Source organism: Quyinboa ferrireducens, from assembly GCF_042436675.1.
GTDB lineage: Bacteria > Bacteroidota > Bacteroidia > Bacteroidales > UBA5342 > JBHJHP01.
Map to the genome: position 1 here is coordinate 129,623 of NZ_JBHMVA010000002.1, position 17,527 is coordinate 147,149.

General features: G+C 38.4%; 16 protein-coding genes. 6 read left to right on the forward strand and 10 right to left on the reverse strand.

What is annotated here, in order from left to right; translation table 11 throughout:
* The first annotated feature begins 88 nt into the window (after nucleotides 1–88).
* Genes ACE01N_RS03970 through ACE01N_RS03990 form a run of 5 tightly spaced genes read left to right on the forward strand, consistent with a single transcriptional unit; the run spans nucleotide 89 to nucleotide 3,391 of the window.
* Nucleotides 89–457, forward strand: coding sequence for a hypothetical protein (locus ACE01N_RS03970; RefSeq protein ID WP_380585058.1), 369 nt, complete (start codon nucleotides 89–91; stop codon nucleotides 455–457).
* A gap of 10 nt (nucleotides 458–467) precedes the next feature.
* The gene (locus ACE01N_RS03975) at nucleotides 468–1,340 is read left to right on the forward strand and encodes a DUF5777 family beta-barrel protein (protein ID WP_380585060.1); all 873 of its coding nucleotides are present in this window, start codon (nucleotides 468–470) and stop codon (nucleotides 1,338–1,340) included.
* A 24-nt stretch (nucleotides 1,341–1,364) separates the two neighbouring features.
* Nucleotides 1,365–1,793 (forward strand): c-type cytochrome, encoded by a 429-nt coding sequence (locus ACE01N_RS03980; RefSeq protein WP_380585062.1) that lies wholly within the window; start codon nucleotides 1,365–1,367, stop codon nucleotides 1,791–1,793.
* A gap of 22 nt (nucleotides 1,794–1,815) precedes the next feature.
* Nucleotides 1,816–2,772: a hypothetical protein gene (locus tag ACE01N_RS03985; protein ID WP_380585064.1), complete on the forward strand. Its 957-nt coding sequence runs from the start codon at nucleotides 1,816–1,818 to the stop codon at nucleotides 2,770–2,772.
* A 1-nt stretch (nucleotide 2,773) separates the two neighbouring features.
* Nucleotides 2,774–3,391: a cytochrome b/b6 domain-containing protein gene (locus ACE01N_RS03990; RefSeq protein WP_380585066.1), complete on the forward strand. Its 618-nt coding sequence runs from the start codon at nucleotides 2,774–2,776 to the stop codon at nucleotides 3,389–3,391.
* A 107-nt stretch (nucleotides 3,392–3,498) separates the two neighbouring features.
* Here the strand turns inward: ACE01N_RS03990 and menB are convergent, their stop codons facing one another.
* Genes menB through ACE01N_RS04005 form a run of 3 tightly spaced genes read right to left on the reverse strand, consistent with a single transcriptional unit; the run spans nucleotide 3,499 to nucleotide 7,783 of the window.
* Nucleotides 3,499–4,317 (reverse strand): 1,4-dihydroxy-2-naphthoyl-CoA synthase, encoded by an 819-nt coding sequence (gene menB / locus ACE01N_RS03995; protein WP_380585068.1) that lies wholly within the window; start codon nucleotides 4,315–4,317, stop codon nucleotides 3,499–3,501.
* Between the two features lie 2 nt (nucleotides 4,318–4,319).
* The gene (gene menD, locus ACE01N_RS04000; protein WP_380585070.1) at nucleotides 4,320–5,984 is read right to left on the reverse strand and encodes a 2-succinyl-5-enolpyruvyl-6-hydroxy-3-cyclohexene-1-carboxylic-acid synthase; all 1,665 of its coding nucleotides are present in this window, start codon (nucleotides 5,982–5,984) and stop codon (nucleotides 4,320–4,322) included.
* Nucleotides 5,985–5,992: 8 nt separating this feature from the next.
* Nucleotides 5,993–7,783, reverse strand: coding sequence for a sensor histidine kinase (locus tag ACE01N_RS04005; protein ID WP_380585072.1), 1,791 nt, complete (start codon nucleotides 7,781–7,783; stop codon nucleotides 5,993–5,995).
* Nucleotides 7,784–7,984: 201 nt separating this feature from the next.
* Between ACE01N_RS04005 and ACE01N_RS04010 the strand changes: the two genes are divergently transcribed.
* Nucleotides 7,985–9,991: a protein-disulfide reductase DsbD family protein gene (locus ACE01N_RS04010; protein ID WP_380585074.1), complete on the forward strand. Its 2,007-nt coding sequence runs from the start codon at nucleotides 7,985–7,987 to the stop codon at nucleotides 9,989–9,991.
* Here ACE01N_RS04010 and ACE01N_RS04015 read toward each other — a convergent pair.
* The 7 genes from ACE01N_RS04015 to carA all read right to left on the reverse strand — a co-directional run bounded on the left by ACE01N_RS04015 (nucleotide 9,975) and on the right by carA (nucleotide 17,332).
* Nucleotides 9,975–10,415 carry an RrF2 family transcriptional regulator gene (locus ACE01N_RS04015; RefSeq protein WP_380585076.1) on the reverse strand — a complete coding sequence of 147 codons (441 nt, stop codon included), beginning with the start codon at nucleotides 10,413–10,415 and terminating at the stop codon, nucleotides 9,975–9,977. The genes ACE01N_RS04010 and ACE01N_RS04015 overlap by 17 nt on opposite strands.
* Nucleotides 10,399–11,001, reverse strand: coding sequence for a YceI family protein (locus tag ACE01N_RS04020; protein ID WP_380585078.1), 603 nt, complete (start codon nucleotides 10,999–11,001; stop codon nucleotides 10,399–10,401). The genes ACE01N_RS04015 and ACE01N_RS04020 overlap by 17 nt, the downstream gene beginning before the upstream one ends.
* 59 nt (nucleotides 11,002–11,060) lie before the next feature.
* Nucleotides 11,061–12,272, reverse strand: coding sequence for a hypothetical protein (locus tag ACE01N_RS04025; RefSeq protein ID WP_380585080.1), 1,212 nt, complete (start codon nucleotides 12,270–12,272; stop codon nucleotides 11,061–11,063).
* 38 nt (nucleotides 12,273–12,310) lie between these two features.
* Nucleotides 12,311–12,916, reverse strand: coding sequence for a YceI family protein (locus tag ACE01N_RS04030; protein ID WP_380585082.1), 606 nt, complete (start codon nucleotides 12,914–12,916; stop codon nucleotides 12,311–12,313).
* Nucleotides 12,917–13,231: 315 nt separating this feature from the next.
* Nucleotides 13,232–14,689 (reverse strand): aminoacyl-histidine dipeptidase, encoded by a 1,458-nt coding sequence (locus ACE01N_RS04035; RefSeq protein WP_380585084.1) that lies wholly within the window; start codon nucleotides 14,687–14,689, stop codon nucleotides 13,232–13,234.
* Nucleotides 14,690–14,719: 30 nt separating this feature from the next.
* On the reverse strand, nucleotides 14,720–16,132 hold the full coding sequence (gene rlmD, locus ACE01N_RS04040) for a 23S rRNA (uracil(1939)-C(5))-methyltransferase RlmD (RefSeq protein ID WP_380585086.1): 1,413 nt from the start codon (nucleotides 16,130–16,132) through the stop codon (nucleotides 14,720–14,722).
* Between the two features lie 108 nt (nucleotides 16,133–16,240).
* The gene (gene carA, locus ACE01N_RS04045; RefSeq protein WP_380585088.1) at nucleotides 16,241–17,332 is read right to left on the reverse strand and encodes a glutamine-hydrolyzing carbamoyl-phosphate synthase small subunit; all 1,092 of its coding nucleotides are present in this window, start codon (nucleotides 17,330–17,332) and stop codon (nucleotides 16,241–16,243) included.
* Nucleotides 17,333–17,527 lie beyond the last annotated feature (195 nt).

Genomic DNA, 17,527 nt, shown 5'->3' on the forward strand with positions numbered 1-17,527 from the left:
AGCTTGATAAAAATAAATAAAGGCTGCTAACCTGCAGCCTTTATTTGATACTATAATTTAAGAACGTTTAATTCAGAATATTCAAAGGATGAAAAAAATAAGTATCATATTCAGCTTCATTATCATGTTAGGTTTTGTGGCGTGCGAATATACAGATATAATTGAAGACGATGGTTCGGGAAGTGTCCCTGAAAGCGTTAGTTTTTCAGCAGACATTGAACCTATTTTTACGACACAGAGTTGCACCAATTGTCATCCGTCAATGAAAAAACCTGATCTTTCGGCAGGAAATGCTTATGAAAGTATTATGGACCTGGGGCTCGTTAATACATCAAATCCGGCAGAAAGCGAACTGTATACAAAACCTTCACCCGACGGTAGTCATGGTGCGAAGTATACAAGTGCTCAGGCTAAGCTTGTGCTGGCATGGATTGAACAAGGTGCAAAAAATAACTAAAAACAGATAGATGATGAAACCACATAAAATTATTTTCACACTGATTTTCTGTTTCTGCGCGTTATCATTTTTTGCTCAGGACGAAGAAAAGGAACAGGATAAACCTGTTCGTCCACCTTTTCAAAGCGGTTATCTGATAGATAATCAAACAACTTATATTCCTTACAAAAATACGCTTGAGTACGTTATTCAGCATAAGTTCGGTACCATGGCAAATGGTATATCAGATCTTTATGGTTTGTACGCACCGGGTGCAAATGTTCGTCTTGGATTTAATTATGTTATATTAAATAATGTTGAAGTTGGATATGGTTTGTCTAAATCAAATATGACACATGACTTTAACGCAAAGTGGACCATATTTGAACAGACCCGTAAGAATACGTTTCCTGTAGCTTTAACCCTTTACGGAGTTGCCGCAATAAACGGACAAGCGGATGATTATTTCGGAAAAGATTATTCTTTCATGGGACGATTCTCATATTTTTCACAATTAATCGTCAGCAGAAAGTTTAACGACTGGTTAAGCATCCAGGCCGGTGGAAGTTTTTCACACTATAACATGGTTGACAGAACGAAGTCAGATTTTGACAAGGTCGGTGTTCATTTCAACGGTAGAGCTAAATTCTCACCGCAGTCATCGTTCATTTTTAACTATGATCAGCCTTTGGGACTTTTGGTTCTGAGAAATAAAAACGGAAATAATACAAGTCCAAACATAGCAGTTGGTGTCGAGATCGCTACCAGTACGCATGCATTTCAGATTTATGCAGGACAGTTCGGTGGCGTTCTTCCGCAGGATATAATGGTTAATAATTATAATGAATTTGATGTAAGTTCATTTAGAATAGGATTTACCATTACAAGACTTTGGAGCTTTTAATTATAAACATAAATTATTGTAATTATGAAACTAAATAAATTATTACTTGCAGGTGTAGCGGCTCTTTTTGCAGTCGTAGTTTTATCTTCCTTTATATCAAAACCACAGGATGATAAAAAAGAGAAGAAAGCGTGGGATATTCCTGAAAAGTATCAAACCATGAAGAATCCTTATGCTGATGATGCAGATATTGTTAAGTATGGTAAAATGAATTATATGAAGCATTGCCGTGCATGTCATGGAAATGCTGGTAAAGGTGATGGTCCTAAGGCACGTAATCTTGAAGCTTTTCCTGGTGACTTTGCATCTGAGGCATTTCAAAAAGAGTCAGATGGCACCATTTATTATCAGTCAATTATAGGAAGAGATGAGATGCCGAATTTTGAATCTAAGATTCCGGAGGAAGAGGATCGTTGGGCAGTAGTTATGTACCTGCGTACATTAAAAGAATAATAGCTAAAAGATTTATCATTTCATGAAATATTCAGGAAGGTTGCGTTATGCTATTCTCCCGGGAGTGGTGTGTCTGATTCTGTCTGTGTTCAGTATACACGCAGAGGAAAAGGAACTCGCAGAAACATCACAAACCTGTTTAAACTGTCATAGTAAGGAATATTACTCCTTTTACAATGATTATACAGGATTGACAGAAAAGAAAAGGATGAATCCTTATATAAGGATTGATTCAACTATGTTTCTGCATGGAGTTCATGGTACTTTTTCCTGCGATGACTGTCACTCACCGGATTATGCAACCTATCCTCATGGTGCTGAACTGAAGCTGGAATTCAAGTATGGCTGTATGGATTGCCATGGAGGGGACCCGGCATACGCACATCTGCATTTTGATGAGATTGCTGAAGAAGCAAATAAAAGTGTTCATGCTGAGAAACTGGGAGATGCCTTCAAATGTGAAATGTGCCACGATCCGCATACGAATAGATTGGTCGCAACCTCTCAGAATTATCCGATTGAGGAGATTGTAGCTGTTGATAATAATATGTGTCTTCAGTGTCACAGCGATGCGAGTGTATTTCATATATATACGGAGAGTGAGCGACCTAAGATTATAGATGCCCATGACTGGCTGCCCAATCAGTCGTTACATTTTAAAAATGTACGATGTCTGGAGTGCCACACAGCCAAAGAAGATACATTGATGGTATCCCACAATATTCTTCCCAAGGAAAAAGCAATTAAGAACTGTGTGGAGTGTCATAGCTCAAATAATCTGCTTCAGGCTAAATTGTACAAGTATATGACTATTGAATCCCGGACAGAAGAAGGGTTGGGGTCATCAATTAAAAATGAAGCTTATGTGATTGGCGCAAACAGGGTTCCTTTTCTGAATTACGCCAGTGTGGCAATTTTTGCTTTGCTCATCACAGGAATTCTTATTCATATAATTGCCAGAATAATTAGAAAGAAATAGCATGAGTGATCATAAATTATATCTGTATCCCAAGTGGTTGCGTGTGTGGCACGGCATAAATGCTCTGAGTATTATTATGCTTATTGCTACCGGAATCAGTATGCAGTATTCCAATGTTAATTATCCAATCATTAATTTTAAGTATGCTGTGCCTTTCCATAACCTTTTTGGTGTGATAACATTGGTAAATTATTTAGCGTTTATCATCATAAATTCGGTTACTGGCAACAGAAAAGCGTATAAATTGCATTTTAAAGGGTTAATGGATCGTTTAATTAAGCAATCTCAATACTATCTGAGCGGATACTTTAAGGGAGAACCAAAACCTTTCCCTGTCAGTAAAACTGAAAAATTTAATCCCTTACAGAAAGTTGCATATGTAACTGCAATGTATCTTTTGGTTCCACTTGTTATTCTGACAGGATTGGCGCTATTGTTTCCTGAAGTAATTATAGAGAGATTTCTAAAAACCAGTGGAATAAGGTTAACAGCTATTTTCCATGCATCTCTTGGGTTTCTGATTTCTCTTTTTCTGTTTATTCATTTGTATGTGGCCTCAGTTGGTAAACATCCATTCAGAAATTACAGAAGCATTATTACGGGGTATCATGAGGATTAGTTATAAAGAGATTTAGTTTAATAGAGGGTTTAATAAGAGAGTTGAAAAACGGGTATCTGAATCTTCAGATACCCGTTTTCTATGTTTTCCATTAAGCAGAAATTTATTTAAGGGAATTTTGGAAATTTTTTAAAGTCCGGATTCCGTTTTTCTAGAAATGCATTTTTGCCCTCCTGAGCTTCATCGGTCATATAAAACAGCAGAGTAGCATTACCTGCCAGTTCCTGAATACCTGCCTGTCCGTCAAGCTCAGCATTTAATCCTGCCTTTATCATCCTTATGGCCATCGGACTACGCATCATTATGGTTCTGGCCCAATCTACTACTTCGTCTTCCAGTTTATCCAAGGGAACTACCTTATTTACCAGTCCCATTTCCAGTGCTTCCTGTGCAGAATACTGACGGCAAAGGAACCATATTTCGCGTGCCTTTTTTTGTCCAACAATTCTTGCCAGGTAAGATGATCCAAAACCTCCGTCAAAGCTTCCGACTTTTGGTCCTGTTTGTCCGAAAATGGCATTTTCAGAAGCAATGGACATATCGCAGATTACGTGCAGCACATGACCACCACCAATGGCATAACCGTTTACCATGGCAATAACAGGTTTTGGCAACGAACGGATTTGTTTTTGCAGATCCAGTACATTCAGACGCGGAACACCGTCTTCACCAATATAACCGGCTTTCCCTTTAACATTCTGATCACCACCACTGCAGAAAGCTTTATCTCCTTCGCCTGTAAATACCACAACACCGATTTCCTGATTTTCGCGACAGATAACCATCGCATCACTCATTTCCATCACAGTCTGAGGTCTGAATGCGTTTCTTACCTCCGGTCTGTTAATGGTTATTTTGGCAATACCCTCAAAAAATTCAAACTTAATGTCTTTGTATTCTTTGATCGTTTTCCAGTCGTATCCCATAATCAATCAATAATTTTATGTATATAAGATTTTAGAATTTTAGTGTTCTCCTCTTCGTTTGTCTGTATTTCAATCAACTCGATACCTGTTGTATTGTAAAAACCATTTAATACTTTCTTTAGTTCAGTTTCGGTTCGAACCGGATGATATGGTACGCTAAACTGAGCTGCCATATGTTCAAAGTTACTGCTATGTCTTGCAATAAATGTACGTTCAAACCCATCATATTTTGATGGTCCGTTAATAAACCGGAAGATTCCGCCACCGCCGTTGTTGAGTACAATAATTTTTAGATTGCCAGGAAGTTTTTCTTTCCATAGCGCATTTGAATCATACATAAAACTCAGGTCGCCGAGAATAATGGAGTGTTGCTTATCAGAAGCGACGGCTGCACCCACAGCGGTTGAAAGGGATCCGTCTATACCGCTGGTACCGCGGTTTGAAAAGTATTCAATATCAGAGCGTGCTTCGATATACTGAGCATAGCGTACGGCCATGCTGTTGCCCAGGTGTAATACAGAACCGGATGGAATAGCATCGTAAATGCATTTAAAAGCACGAAATTCGCTCCAGGGTTGAAGAATGATGTAATCAGAAATACCGGTACTTATCTTTTTATTTTGTTTTTGCCAGCGGTTTGCATAATCAGAATCGGTTGTTTCTATTCCTGTGTTAACTTTTTCAAGTACAAATTCAGGCGGAAGCTTCAGTTTTTTACTTAAGGCCTCAAATGTATCCGGATAATAATCAAACTGATTAATATGCCAGTGTTCCAGTGGTTTGTATTTTCGCAGAAACAGCTTCAGGTGTTTTGATATAAAGTGCGTTCCTATGGTAATCAGAAGCTCCGGTTGTAAATCGGCTTTTTCCTGTTCATTCAGTGAAGGAATCAACAAGTCCGGATTTCTGATCAGTTTACTTCCATCCAGATTTGCCATGGTTTCACATAGAACGGCAACATTGGAGTGTTGACTTAATGCATTGATTATCTGGTTGAACTCCTTATTTGCTTGTTTGCAGCCTACCGCAACTAATATATTTTTCTGAATGAATAATGTTTCTTCTTCTCTCAGTTCAAATTCATAGTGTTTTTCCGGTATTGTCCAGTTGGAAACATGGCTGTGAACCGGGTATATCTCATCCAGATTATACAAGGGTTCGTCTAATGGGATATTTATATGAACCGGACGTGAAGATGTAATTAATGCTTCAAATGCCTTTCTGCTGATAATTTTTAGTTTCTGCTGATCTTTTTCTGTATCATATGTAAAGGAAGCAGCGCTGAAGTTGTCGTAAATTCCGGTTTGGTTAATCTGTTGCCCTTCCGATTGGTGTAACCACTTCAAAGGTCTGTCTGCTGTAAGAACCAGTAATGGGACCTGCAGGTAGTAGGCCTCGGCAATAGCCGGAGCATAATTCAAAGATGCAGTCCCTGAAGTACAGATTACAGCTACAGGCTTGTTCAGTTGCTGTGCCATCCCCAGTGCATAGAAGCCTGCAGATCGTTCATCCACAACAATATGCAGATCTATTGACTTGACAGATGAAAACAGTATGGTTAATGGTGCATTTCGGGAACCGGGTGATACAACAATTGTTGTAATTCCCACGGCAATACAATCCGAGACTAATGATGCAATATTAGACAGGTGACTGTTATTTTGCATTAATTTAATTAATTAGAATCATTTTGCGTTAAAGGCAAAGAAAGAATAAAAACTGTACCGTCACCAGGGATGTCATCAACTGTGAGCGAGCCATTTAATAATTTTGCTAAACGGTACATCAATGAAAGGGTGGTTCCCAGGCTGTTATTAAAAATATTATATGCTTTTAAGGGATGATAAAACGGTTCAAAAATCCGTTCTTTTTCTTTTGCATTTAAATGTAGCCCGGGATTTTCCACAAAAAACTTCACATCTTTACCATTTAATTCATATCCCAGTTTTATTTCTCCTTCTTCAGTGTTTTTTATAGCATTTATAACCAGATTATACAGGATTTGTTTTAACCTGTAAGGATCCGTATAAATTGAAATTTTATCATCTGTATCCGGTTCTACCTGTATAAACTTCAAGCTCGTCTTTTCCTGCTCAAATTTAAGCATGTTAGATGTGTCGTAAATTTCTTTAATAAGTTGATTTACATTTACCTTTCTGGGAAACAACTCAAGAGCTCCGGATTCAATTTTTGAAAGGTCAAGTAAATCCCCTACAATATTCAGCAGGTTTTCTGAGTTTTCATTGATCAGATTCAAATATTTTGTTTTATCCTTTTCAGTAAGGTTTTCCTCATACAGCAGATTTGAAAAACCGATTATCGCATTTAAAGGGGTTCGGATTTCATGGTTCATGTTTGCTAGGAAAACTTTCTTCATCTGATTACTTTCCTCTGCTGATTTTTGAGCTAATTTAAGTTCAATATGGGACTTTTGAAGTGCACGGCGCTGCTCTAACAGAATAACGATAAAGATTAGCTGAATAATAAAAATTATAATAATGGATATTACAATGTTTTTATGTTGATCCCAGAAACTGGGACTGTAATTTACCAGGATGGATTTGTTGTTGAAGTTCTTCATCGGTATGTTGTACTTCTTCAACGCATTGTAGTTCAGCGTAAGGTGATCTGAAGTAACAAGTTTAACCGGAAGTTTATCAATAGGTTTTCCCTTTAAATATTCGATAGCCATTTTTGCAGTCTCTTCTCCAATATCTTCCGCTTTTATGGTGTATCCTCCCATTATTCCACTATTGATAAGGTCGTAGTTGTGCGAAAAAATAGCAGCATCGGTGTTATCAGTAAAGAAGCTGAAATCGTGTAAATTAACAATCAGGTCAAGTTCCCGGTCATCTGTGAAACTGGTAATTCCATAAAACAAAACAGAATTTTCAGGAAGGTCATTTAAAGCATCCAGTAACGAGTTTTTAGTGTGATCCTTCCAAAGCCTTATTTCAACACCATCCACCTCTTTGGGAAATTCTTCAAATTCAGCCAGGTGCCCTTTGCCGGTTGGAAGGTTTTCAGAGTTTAGTAATAAAGCTGTAGTTGTTTTGGGCAACAATTGCTTTGCCAGACGTATATTTTTAACAAAACCTATGGATTCATTTACTCCGGTAACAGGCCTGTTCCCGTAATCCACAGATTTGTAGTTTTTAGCACTGCAAAATACAATGGGAACATCAGGAAATAATTCGTTGCCTTTTTCATTCACAAACTGGAACGCAAGGTCATCCACAATAATCAGTAAATCCACATCTCCTGAATCCGGATACTCATCGTGCAAATCATTCTTAATATCAGTCAAACGGACTTTACTGGTATCATTTCTCATATCAAGATACCGAATATCTACTGTAATCGCCAGATCCTTTTCTTTATGGAGCGTGGACATTATTCCTTCGTTGGCAAGTCTGGTCCATCCCTGATTTGGGAAGTATGAATGCAATACCAGTACGTGTTTCATCTCTGCAGCATGTGTTAGATTAAAAATCCAGAGGAAACAACTCAGTAGTATTATTTTTATAAGCTTTTCAGGCATCTAAATGTCTGCGTATTTATTAAAAAACATTTAAAAAAAAACCATATCGAAAAAAAATGGTTATTTATGTATATTTTTTACAATTTATTAAAAACTAAAATTTCAGTTTAAAAATAGTTATTAATCATGAGAAAAACACTTGCAGCTGCACTTTTATTTATTGTACTCCCTATTTCTGTTTTTTCACAGATTGTAAAACCTGTAAAATGGGAATCCCGACTCAGTTCAACAGATATAAAGGCGAATTCCAGGATTGATCTTATATTTTCAGCCAACATAGACGAAGGCTGGCACTTATATTCTACAAAGATTCCTGATAACGGCCCGATTGCTACCTCATTTAATTATGATACTATTTACGGACTGGAACCGGTAGGTGAGATTCATACATCAAAAAAGCCAATTGAAAAATTTGATGTGTCTTTTAATATGAATCTGCAATACTTTGAAGGGAAAGTAGATTTTATTCAGACCTTTAAGGTAACTGATCCTGACCATATACTGGTTAAAGGTTATGTTGAATTCATGACATGTGATGATGAACGCTGTATACCACCTGATGACTATGATTTTGAATATGAGGTGGGAGAGGCCCAGGCTCAGGTTGTGCCTGAAACAAAAAATACAGAAACAACTCAGGTTCAGGCAACAGATCTGTCTCAGTCCGGTGCAACGGATCAAACCGGTTTATGGGGGTTTTTCTTCCTGGCATTTTTAGGGGGACTGGCTGCTATCTTTACACCATGTGTATTCCCGATGATCCCAATGACCATGAGTTTTTTTCTAAAGGGAAGCGAAAATAAGGCACGCGGCAAGTTTAATGCATTGGTATATGGCATATCCATTATTGCGATTTATACCATTGTTGGAACTGTTGTTGCTCTTGCCTTTGGTGCGAATTTTGCCAATTTTTTAAGTACCCATTGGCTGCCTAATATTCTGTTCTTCATTATTTTTATGGTTTTCGCGGCATCTTTTTTTGGCGCATTCGAAATTACAATGCCTTCGTGGATCGTCAACAAATCAACTGCAAATGAAGAGAAGGGTGGTCTGATCGGGATCTTTTTTATGGCTTTTACACTGGTGTTGGTATCGTTTAGTTGTACCGGGCCTATTGTGGGGGCTATTTTGGTTGCCAGTGCAGGTGGTGCTGTGCTGACTCCAATTGTTGGAATGTTAGGTTTTTCACTGGCTTTTGCACTCCCGTTCACCTTTTTTGCACTCTTCCCTGGATATCTGAAAAAGATGCCAAAATCGGGTGGATGGCTAAATACGGTTAAGGTTGTATTGGGATTTGTCGAGGTTGCACTTGGTTTGAAATTTCTGAGTGTGGCGGATCAAACCTATCATTGGGGTATTCTTGACAGGGAAATCTATCTGGCGATTTGGATTGTAACCTTCGCATTGCTCGGTTTTTATTTTCTGGGTAAACTTAAGTTTTCACATGACAGTGACGTTAAGCATGTTACAGTATCACGTTTGGCTTTGGCAATTGTTACCTTTAGCTTTGTGGTTTATCTTATACCAGGAATGTTCGGAGCACCTTTAAAAGCACTGGCAGGATATCTTCCGCCTCGTTCAACACACGATTTTGATTTGACCCGGATTATGCAGGAAAAGATCTCTGTTGCCGAAACGGACGATTCACAGACCATTTGTGAAAAACCTAAATATGCTGAGTTTTTGCATTTGCCCCACGGTCTCGAAGGTTATTTCGATTATGACCAGGCCCTGGCTTGCGCACGTGAAAAAAATAAACCCTTATTTATCGATTTTACCGGTCACGGTTGTGTGAACTGTCGTGAAATGGAAGACAGGGTATGGTCGGATCCCAAGGTGCTGAAAAGGCTCAAGGAGGATTTTGTGATCGTGGCATTGTATGTGGATGACAAAACGAAACTTCCTGAAACTGATTGGATAACATCAACATTTGATGGTAAAGTGAAAAAAACGCTGGGTAAGAAGTACGCAGATTTTCAGATTAGCAGGTATAAAGTCAATTCACAACCTTACTATGTACTGTTAGATAACAATGAGAATCTTTTAGAGCAACCCAAAGCGTACGATTTGGATGTGGACAATTTTATTGAATTTCTGGATAAAGCAACAAACGAATTTAACAACAGGGAATAGGGGTACCATCATCCAGATTAATCTGTTCGTTAATCAGCTCTTTTAAGGTTACTGTTTTGAAATATGTTACAATCTGGTTGTTAAGTTTGCCCCAGAATCCTTTGGCAGCACAAATGTTTTCGCGTTCGCATTTAATATTACGCGACAGGCAGTCGATGACACAAATACCAGGTTCAAAGGCACTGTGAATATCGAAGACAGTTATTTTGGAAGGTGATTTGGTTAGGATATAACCGCTTTTTTTCCCGCGAACATTGGTAATTAATCCTGCAACTTTAAGGGCATGGATAATGTGATCAAGATATTTCAAAGAAATATTCTGATTAGCTGCAATATCTTTCTGAAAGATCCCTGTCTTCTGATCTGAATTAGCGATCTCCATCATTGCTCTTAATCCGTAACGCGTTTTAGTGCTGAATTTCATTATAGTAGTTTTGAGGTGTGTTTGTCCTGATCACAAAATTAACGTAAACATCGTTATTTACTTTGATTAATCCAAAAAATTTTGATGGTGGTTCCAGCCCAAAATCTTTTAAATGTATGCAGTGTTTCCCTGAGATTGTATATGTACCATCGGGAAGTGGAACGACATAGCAATTAATCTTGTAATTCCTGGTTATGCCTGTTAAGCTTAATTTTACGGATAATTTTTCCGTGTCAGGTTCTACCTGATTCAACTTGTTCTGACTTACCGTGATATAGATATACGGAAACTCAGGGTATTTGAGCAGATTTAGAAAATTTTTTCTTAAGGTCACATTATCATTCTCAAAGTCAGCAACTTCAATTGATAATTTATGAATCAGTTCAGGGTGTTGCGTAGAATCTGCTTCATAAATAAACGAGTTAACATCATGGCTTTTTATTGTATTATGAAATGAAAAGGTATTGATGTTTGAGGTTCCTGATATATCAATACTCCCAGTATCGTACCCCGATTTGCTTTGTGCGGTACAAAAACAGCTGAACAATACTGTTAAAATGATAATATGGAATTTTCTAATTAACATATAGAGGAAAAAAAACCGCACGATGGTGCGGTTTTTTTCTTGTAAAAGAACTATTAAAATTAGAATGAAATAGCTGCTTCAACAACTACGCCATTAAATTTACCACCGTCAAGTGATTGGGCTATGTAACTGTTATTTTTATCCTGGCCAACTACATGTTTTGCCGGACCACTGTATTTTTGATTCACATAATCTACTTTAACGAGTACGTTGTCTAACATATTCCATCCTCCTCCCAGGTTCAGCCTGGTTACCGTTGAACCGTTATTGTCTGATACATTGTTCCAACGTGTTCCTAAATAGAAGTCGCCGAGACGATATATTGCCTGAACTGCTGTCTGAGTAAAATGTTGATTTAGAGTATACCTTACACCCTTCATATCTTCAAATATTCCAAATACTTCCAGTCCTTTAAATTTTGCAAAAATATTGGCCTGATAACTGTTCATTTGTGTCTGCTCACTGCCTGGATCCCATCGTCCGGAGCGGAAATTGTCATTTAATCCCGTCCACTGCATTACGTTATAATATCTGGCGCCTGAACGGTCACCACCCCATAATGTAGAACCACTATGCCCTTCCGGCACATGGTATCCGGATAATGAAACACGTCCTCTGAAATCATCTGTGAACTGTTTGTCATAAGCAAGTTTCCATAGGAAAACCAGGTCTTTACCCAGATCATTTCCACGACCGTAGTTCATTCTTCCGTTGTTGGTTCCTACCATAGCCAGGACGCCATTGTTACGATACATAATTTCCATTCCCGGGTTAGTGGTATACGAATCCATGATCCAGTTCCCTACAAACGGGTTATCAACCACATGAGCATTAGTGCTTCTATAGAAATGTGCATCACCATAGTTTGGATTGAAAACACCAGCCTTAATAGTCAGGTATTTCATCACCGGATCAGCTGCAGGTAAAAAGGGAAGATTGTCGATTGTCAGATAACCTCCTTCCACCCATGCATCATTATGATGACGCGAAGAAAGAAATGTGTTCATATATAATTGAACACCAGGGCCTAAATCGGTCGTAATATTAAAGTTGGCAGTCGGAAGATTGATGTTGTGTTTTAAATCAATTAAAGAATCCGAACTTCCGTTAATTGAGTGATTCAGAGCCTGATACTGAATAGCAAAATCGCCTCCCACTTTTGCCTTCACTTTTTCGAATTTCGATGCATCCAGCTTAGGAGCTTCAAAATTCTGTGCAAATCCGGTAACTCCGGTCAGCACAATAAGCACTGCTGCTATTAAATTTCTCATAATTGAATTTTTTAGAAACGTTAAAAAAATTATAATTATTAATTGTTCTCCGATAAAACCTGTGATTCGGTTTTTGTGAAAATAAAATCATATTCAATTGTAATGACATCGCCTGTAGTTATGGTGCCAAACATGGCAGTGGGGGCATCGATATTGTAATCAGACATTTTGAGTTTTAATGATCCTTTGGCTTCAAACTGATTATTGCTGTTCATAATTCCGGATACAGGAACATTGATTTTTTTGGAGACACCTGAAAGCGAAAGTGTTCCATTCAGCGTTCCATCGAATTTGTCACTGCTGTTGTTTTTAATTGAACTTGCATCAAGTTTGAACATGATGTTCGGATGTTTTTTGGCTTTAAGCGCATCATGTGCTTTATCGTCCATCATGGAATGGTCACTTTTAAGTGAATTACTTTTACAAACAAAATTGATGGATTCGAAAGCCTTTAATTCGTTGTTCTCAAACTCTGTCGCAGTAAAACAGGTTACATCTTTTGCTTCCATCTCCCAGTCATGCAACGATGATGTACCTTTAATAAGGAGATTACTTTTATCAAGCTTAAATGTCTCCTTTTGCTGTGCTGACACTATAAGTGGCAGCATCAGACTTAATCCTATTAAAAAATGTTTTGTTCTCATAACCATAATTATAAACTATATATCCTATAGGAAAACTAGGATAAAATTATGAAGTGTTTTGTTTGTAACAAAATTATTAAGTAAAAAAATAGTTAATGAAGTGTGTAAATATCTTAATATTAGTATTTTGAAACAGGCTATTTGGAATTAGTTAAAATAATATAGCGACAATTTGATATTATCTTAACTTGATCCTTATAAAAACAATAAAGTGTTTGACTTTGGGTTAAACACTAATAAATGAATTATTTATGCAATCTTATAAGAGAAAAATTCCTCACTATTAGAGTGAAAAAATACAGAATAGTAAAAAAATCAGGTTTTTGGGATCTTTTTAAGTATTTCAGTAAGATACAACCAGAATTTATTAACACTTTCAATATGAATGCGTTCATCCGGAGAGTGAGCGCCTTTAATGGTAGGTCCGAATGATACCATATCCAGATAGGGATATTTTTCAAGGAACAGCCCGCATTCCAGCCCGGCGTGAATTGCTTTAACGTCCGGTTTGGTGTTGAATGTGTTAATATATGTTTCTTCGGAAATATTTAAAATCGGCGAATTAAGATTAGGTTTCCAACCCGGATAACCATCGGAATGTTTTACGGTTGCTCCGGCAAGGCTAAATACACTTCTAAGCATTTGTGATGCTCCTTTTCTGGCTGCCTCAACTGAGCTTCTCTGACTGGTAACAATTTCAATGTGGGTATCGTCCTTCATCTTCACAGAAGCAAGATTGGTGGAAGTCTCAACTAATCCGGGAATCGTCTTGCTCATGCCCAACACGCCATGAGGACATGCATAAATGACATTCATAAGTTTGTTCTGTGCATCCCTGTCAAGAATATACTCAGGCTTGCCGGTTTCAAGGATTTCCATTTTAAAATCCGGTTCTGTTGCTTCAAATACCGATTTAATTTCGCTAATGTAAACCGGTAATTTCTTCTGCATCAGTTCAGTTTTATCTTTATGAATCAGAATAACTGCCTGCGCTTCCCTGGCAATCGCATTGCGCAGGTTCCCACCGTTAAAAGAGGATAGTTTAATACCAAATTCTTTATTGCATTCCCAGAGAAATCGGTTCAGAATTTTATTCGCATTTCCCAATTCCTTATTGATGTCATCGCCTGAATGCCCGCCTTTTAAACCTTTAACTGTCACTGTATACGGTTGCATGTTTTGAGGAACTTCTTCTTTCAGAAATTCCATCAGTGCCAGCGTATCAATTCCACCGGCACATCCCATGTATAATTCTCCTTCGTCTTCACTGTCAAGGTTCAGCAGAATCTCTCCGGTCATAAAATCTTTTTCCAGGGCAAATGCGCCTGATAAACCTGTTTCCTCGTCAGTTGTGAACAAGCATTCAATTGGTCCGTGTACTAAATCATCAGCTGCTAAAATTGCAAGCTGAGCCGCAACACCAATGCCATCATCTGCACCAAGTGTTGTTCCTTTTGCTTTGACCCAATCACCATCAATAAATGGCTGAATAGGATCTTTATCGAAATCGTGAACAGTATCGCTGTTTTTTTCGCATACCATATCTACATGCGACTGTAAAATAACAGTTTTCCGGTTTTCGTAACCAGCTGTGGCAGACTTGCTGATAAGTACATTTCCGGCCTTATCCGTCCGCGTGTTTAAACCATGTGATTTACCAAACTCAACGAGATAAGCAATAATTTTTTCTTCCTTTTTTGAAGGCCTTGGAATTTGGCAGATTTCATTGAAATAGTGCCAGATAACTGTGGGGTTTAAATCTGTTATTTTCATTGCAGTGTGTTTATCACATGTTAAAACCCTTTAAGGGTTAATTAGTTCAAGCTGAACCACATTCTCTACATGGGCTGTGTGAGGGAACATGTCGACCGGCTGTACTTTTATTACGTTATACATATCTGACATCATTTCCAGATCACGCGCCTGCGTGGTTGGATTGCAACTTACATACACAATACGTTTCGGCTTTGAATTCATAATGGTCTGAACCACATCGGGATGCATGCCGGCACGGGGAGGGTCCGTAATAATTACATCAGGCTGGCCGTGACTGGCTATGAATTCATCATTCAGAATGTCTTTCATATCGCCTGCGAAAAAGGAGGTGTTAGTTATTCCGTTCAGTTCTGAATTTTGTCGTGCATCGATAATGGCATCTTCTACATATTCAACTCCAATGACCTTTTTGGCGTTAGCTGCCACAAAATTGGCGATGGTTCCTGTTCCGGTATAGAGATCGTAAACTGTTTCGTTTCCGGTAAGTTCTGCAAATTCACGTGTAACGCTGTATAACGTGTATGCTTGCTTGCTGTTGGTCTGATAAAAGGATTTTGGACTGATCTTAAATTGAAGGTTTTCCATGGTTTCCATAATATGATCCTTCCCTGAATATGTTTTAATATCCAGATCACTGATTACAGGATTTCCTTTGCTGTTAATGCAGTACGTTAGCGAAGTAATTTCAGGGAAAGTGTTTTTCAGGTATTCCATGACTTCCGCAATTTCATTTTTCCGGTTCTCATTGAATACCACTATTATCATGATCTCTCCGGTTGAGGATGTCCGGACCCATAATGTTCTTAAAAAACCGGTTTGTTCTTTCAGATCAAAAAATGAATATCCTTTTTTTACGGCAAATTCCTTTAGCCCATTCCGGATTGCATTGCTTGGTTCAGCCTGCAAATGGCAGGTGTGAAGGTCAAGAACTTTGTCAAATCGCCCCGGAACATAAAAACCTGCAGCCCGCCAGTCTTCGATTTCATGGCCTTCCTGAAGTTCTTCGGCAGTTACCCAACGGTTATTACAAAACGTATACTCCATTTTGTTCCGGTAATAGTAGATATCTTCTGAACCCAGGATTGGCTTTACTTCAGGAATATCCAGATGCCCTATCCGGATAAGGGAATCTTTAACATGTCTGGTTTTATACCGAAGTTGTTCTTCGTAAGGCAGGTTCTGCCATTTACAACCGCCACAAACACCAAAATGCTCACATCTGGGTTCAGCTCTGACCGCTGACTTTTTGTGGATGGCCGTGACAAAACCTTCCATGTATTTTTTACGTTTTTTGTTGACCTGTATGTCAACCACGTCGCCGGGAACAACGTTTTTGGTAAATACTACCATGTTGTCAACCCTTGCCAGGGCTTTTCCTTCGGTTCCAACATCTGTAATTTCGATGTTCTCAAGCAAAGGATGATTCTTTTTTCTTCCCATTCCGGAGTGTTGTTAATATTTTTGGTTTGTAACCAGACTAAAAAAGGAGTTTTATGAAAAAACCCCTTTCAGATCATTCTCTTAGCGAATGATGGTATTGTAAGAAGATTACTTTTTATTGTTTTTGTAATCTACGATCTTGTCAATAAATACATCGAATAAAAATTCTGTATCTGTAGGACCACTTGATGCTTCGGGGTGGAACTGAGTGGAAAAGAATGGTTTGCTTTTGTGTTTGATGCCTTCGTTTGTATCGTCGTTTACGTTTACAAAAGAAGGTTCCCAGTCTTTTTTAAGCGATTCTGTATCCAGCACAAATCCGTGGTTTTGTGATGTGATGTAGCAGCGGTTTGTTCCGAGTTCCCTTACCGGCTGATTATGGCTGCGGTGACCATATTTAAGTTTGTGCGTTCCTCCGCCTGCAGCCAGTCCCATCAACTGATTGCCTAAGCAAATACCGAAGATTGGTTTGTCATCATCCAACGCTTTACGAATATTTTGTACCGTAGCTTCACATACTTCAGGATCACCAGGACCGTTCGAAAGCATGATGCCATCATAATCTTCCTGCGTGAAATCATAATCCCACGGTACTCTGATTAATGTGGTATCCCTTCTGAGCAGACAGCGGAAGATGTTATATTTAGCTCCGGTATCAACCAAAACTACTTTATGCTGACCATTTCCGTAAACTATTTTTTCTTTGCAGCTCACCATATCCACCAGATTATCCTGGTTAGGATCGTAAAAATCAACATCTGCATCATCGGCTATGATTTTCCCCAACATTACACCTTTTTCACGTATAATCTTGGTCAGTGCCCTGGTGTCAATACCAAACATACCCGGAACTTTATGTTCCTTCAGCCAGTCTCCCAGACTTTTATCCGCATTCCAGTGACTGTGTTCAGTGGAATATTCTGAAATAATAAAAGCACTCACATGAATCTGATCCGATTCATAGAATTGGGGAATTCCATTTTCTTTTTCATCACCGGGAACACCATAATTTCCTATGAGTGGATAGGTGGCAACCAGTAACTGGCCTTTGTAAGATGGATCTGTTAAACTCTCGGGGTAACCGGTCATGGCGGTGTTAAAAACAACTTCTCCGGCGACAGATTGATGATAACCAAATGATTTTCCTTTGAATACGGTTCCGTCTTCCAGTACAAGTTTGATAGGCTTAAACTCCTGCATTTTATCTGTTTTTTTTATTTACGGGCTTCCCCGAAATGAATGTTGGGGTTTGTCAGTCACCCCGAAACCGCGTGCAAAAGTAAAAAAAGGATTGATTCCATCCAAACGAAATAATACGATTGCACTGCTCAATTATTACGTATTTATGTAACAGAAAATTGTTTTTATCGTTCATCAGTTAGTGAATTACTTTTT

What these genes read in the sequence shown, in the direction of transcription:
- ACE01N_RS03970 (WP_380585058.1), top strand. Translation starts at nt 89, where the DNA reads ATGAAAAAAATAAGTATCATATTCAGCTTCATTATCATGTTAGGTTTT.
- ACE01N_RS04015 (WP_380585076.1), bottom strand. Translation starts at nt 10,415, where the DNA reads ATGAAATTCAGCACTAAAACGCGTTACGGATTAAGAGCAATGATGGAG.
- ACE01N_RS04030 (WP_380585082.1), bottom strand. Translation starts at nt 12,916, where the DNA reads ATGAGAACAAAACATTTTTTAATAGGATTAAGTCTGATGCTGCCACTT.
- menB (WP_380585068.1), bottom strand. Translation starts at nt 4,317, where the DNA reads ATGGGATACGACTGGAAAACGATCAAAGAATACAAAGACATTAAGTTT.
- ACE01N_RS04020 (WP_380585078.1), bottom strand. Translation starts at nt 11,001, where the DNA reads ATGTTAATTAGAAAATTCCATATTATCATTTTAACAGTATTGTTCAGC.
- ACE01N_RS04010 (WP_380585074.1), top strand. Translation starts at nt 7,985, where the DNA reads ATGAGAAAAACACTTGCAGCTGCACTTTTATTTATTGTACTCCCTATT.
- menD (WP_380585070.1), bottom strand. Translation starts at nt 5,984, where the DNA reads ATGCAAAATAACAGTCACCTGTCTAATATTGCATCATTAGTCTCGGAT.
- ACE01N_RS03975 (WP_380585060.1), top strand. Translation starts at nt 468, where the DNA reads ATGATGAAACCACATAAAATTATTTTCACACTGATTTTCTGTTTCTGC.
- ACE01N_RS04035 (WP_380585084.1), bottom strand. Translation starts at nt 14,689, where the DNA reads ATGAAAATAACAGATTTAAACCCCACAGTTATCTGGCACTATTTCAAT.
- ACE01N_RS03980 (WP_380585062.1), top strand. Translation starts at nt 1,365, where the DNA reads ATGAAACTAAATAAATTATTACTTGCAGGTGTAGCGGCTCTTTTTGCA.
- rlmD (WP_380585086.1), bottom strand. Translation starts at nt 16,132, where the DNA reads ATGGGAAGAAAAAAGAATCATCCTTTGCTTGAGAACATCGAAATTACA.
- ACE01N_RS03985 (WP_380585064.1), top strand. Translation starts at nt 1,816, where the DNA reads ATGAAATATTCAGGAAGGTTGCGTTATGCTATTCTCCCGGGAGTGGTG.
- carA (WP_380585088.1), bottom strand. Translation starts at nt 17,332, where the DNA reads ATGCAGGAGTTTAAGCCTATCAAACTTGTACTGGAAGACGGAACCGTA.
- ACE01N_RS04025 (WP_380585080.1), bottom strand. Translation starts at nt 12,272, where the DNA reads ATGAGAAATTTAATAGCAGCAGTGCTTATTGTGCTGACCGGAGTTACC.
- ACE01N_RS04005 (WP_380585072.1), bottom strand. Translation starts at nt 7,783, where the DNA reads ATGAAACACGTACTGGTATTGCATTCATACTTCCCAAATCAGGGATGG.
- ACE01N_RS03990 (WP_380585066.1), top strand. Translation starts at nt 2,774, where the DNA reads ATGAGTGATCATAAATTATATCTGTATCCCAAGTGGTTGCGTGTGTGG.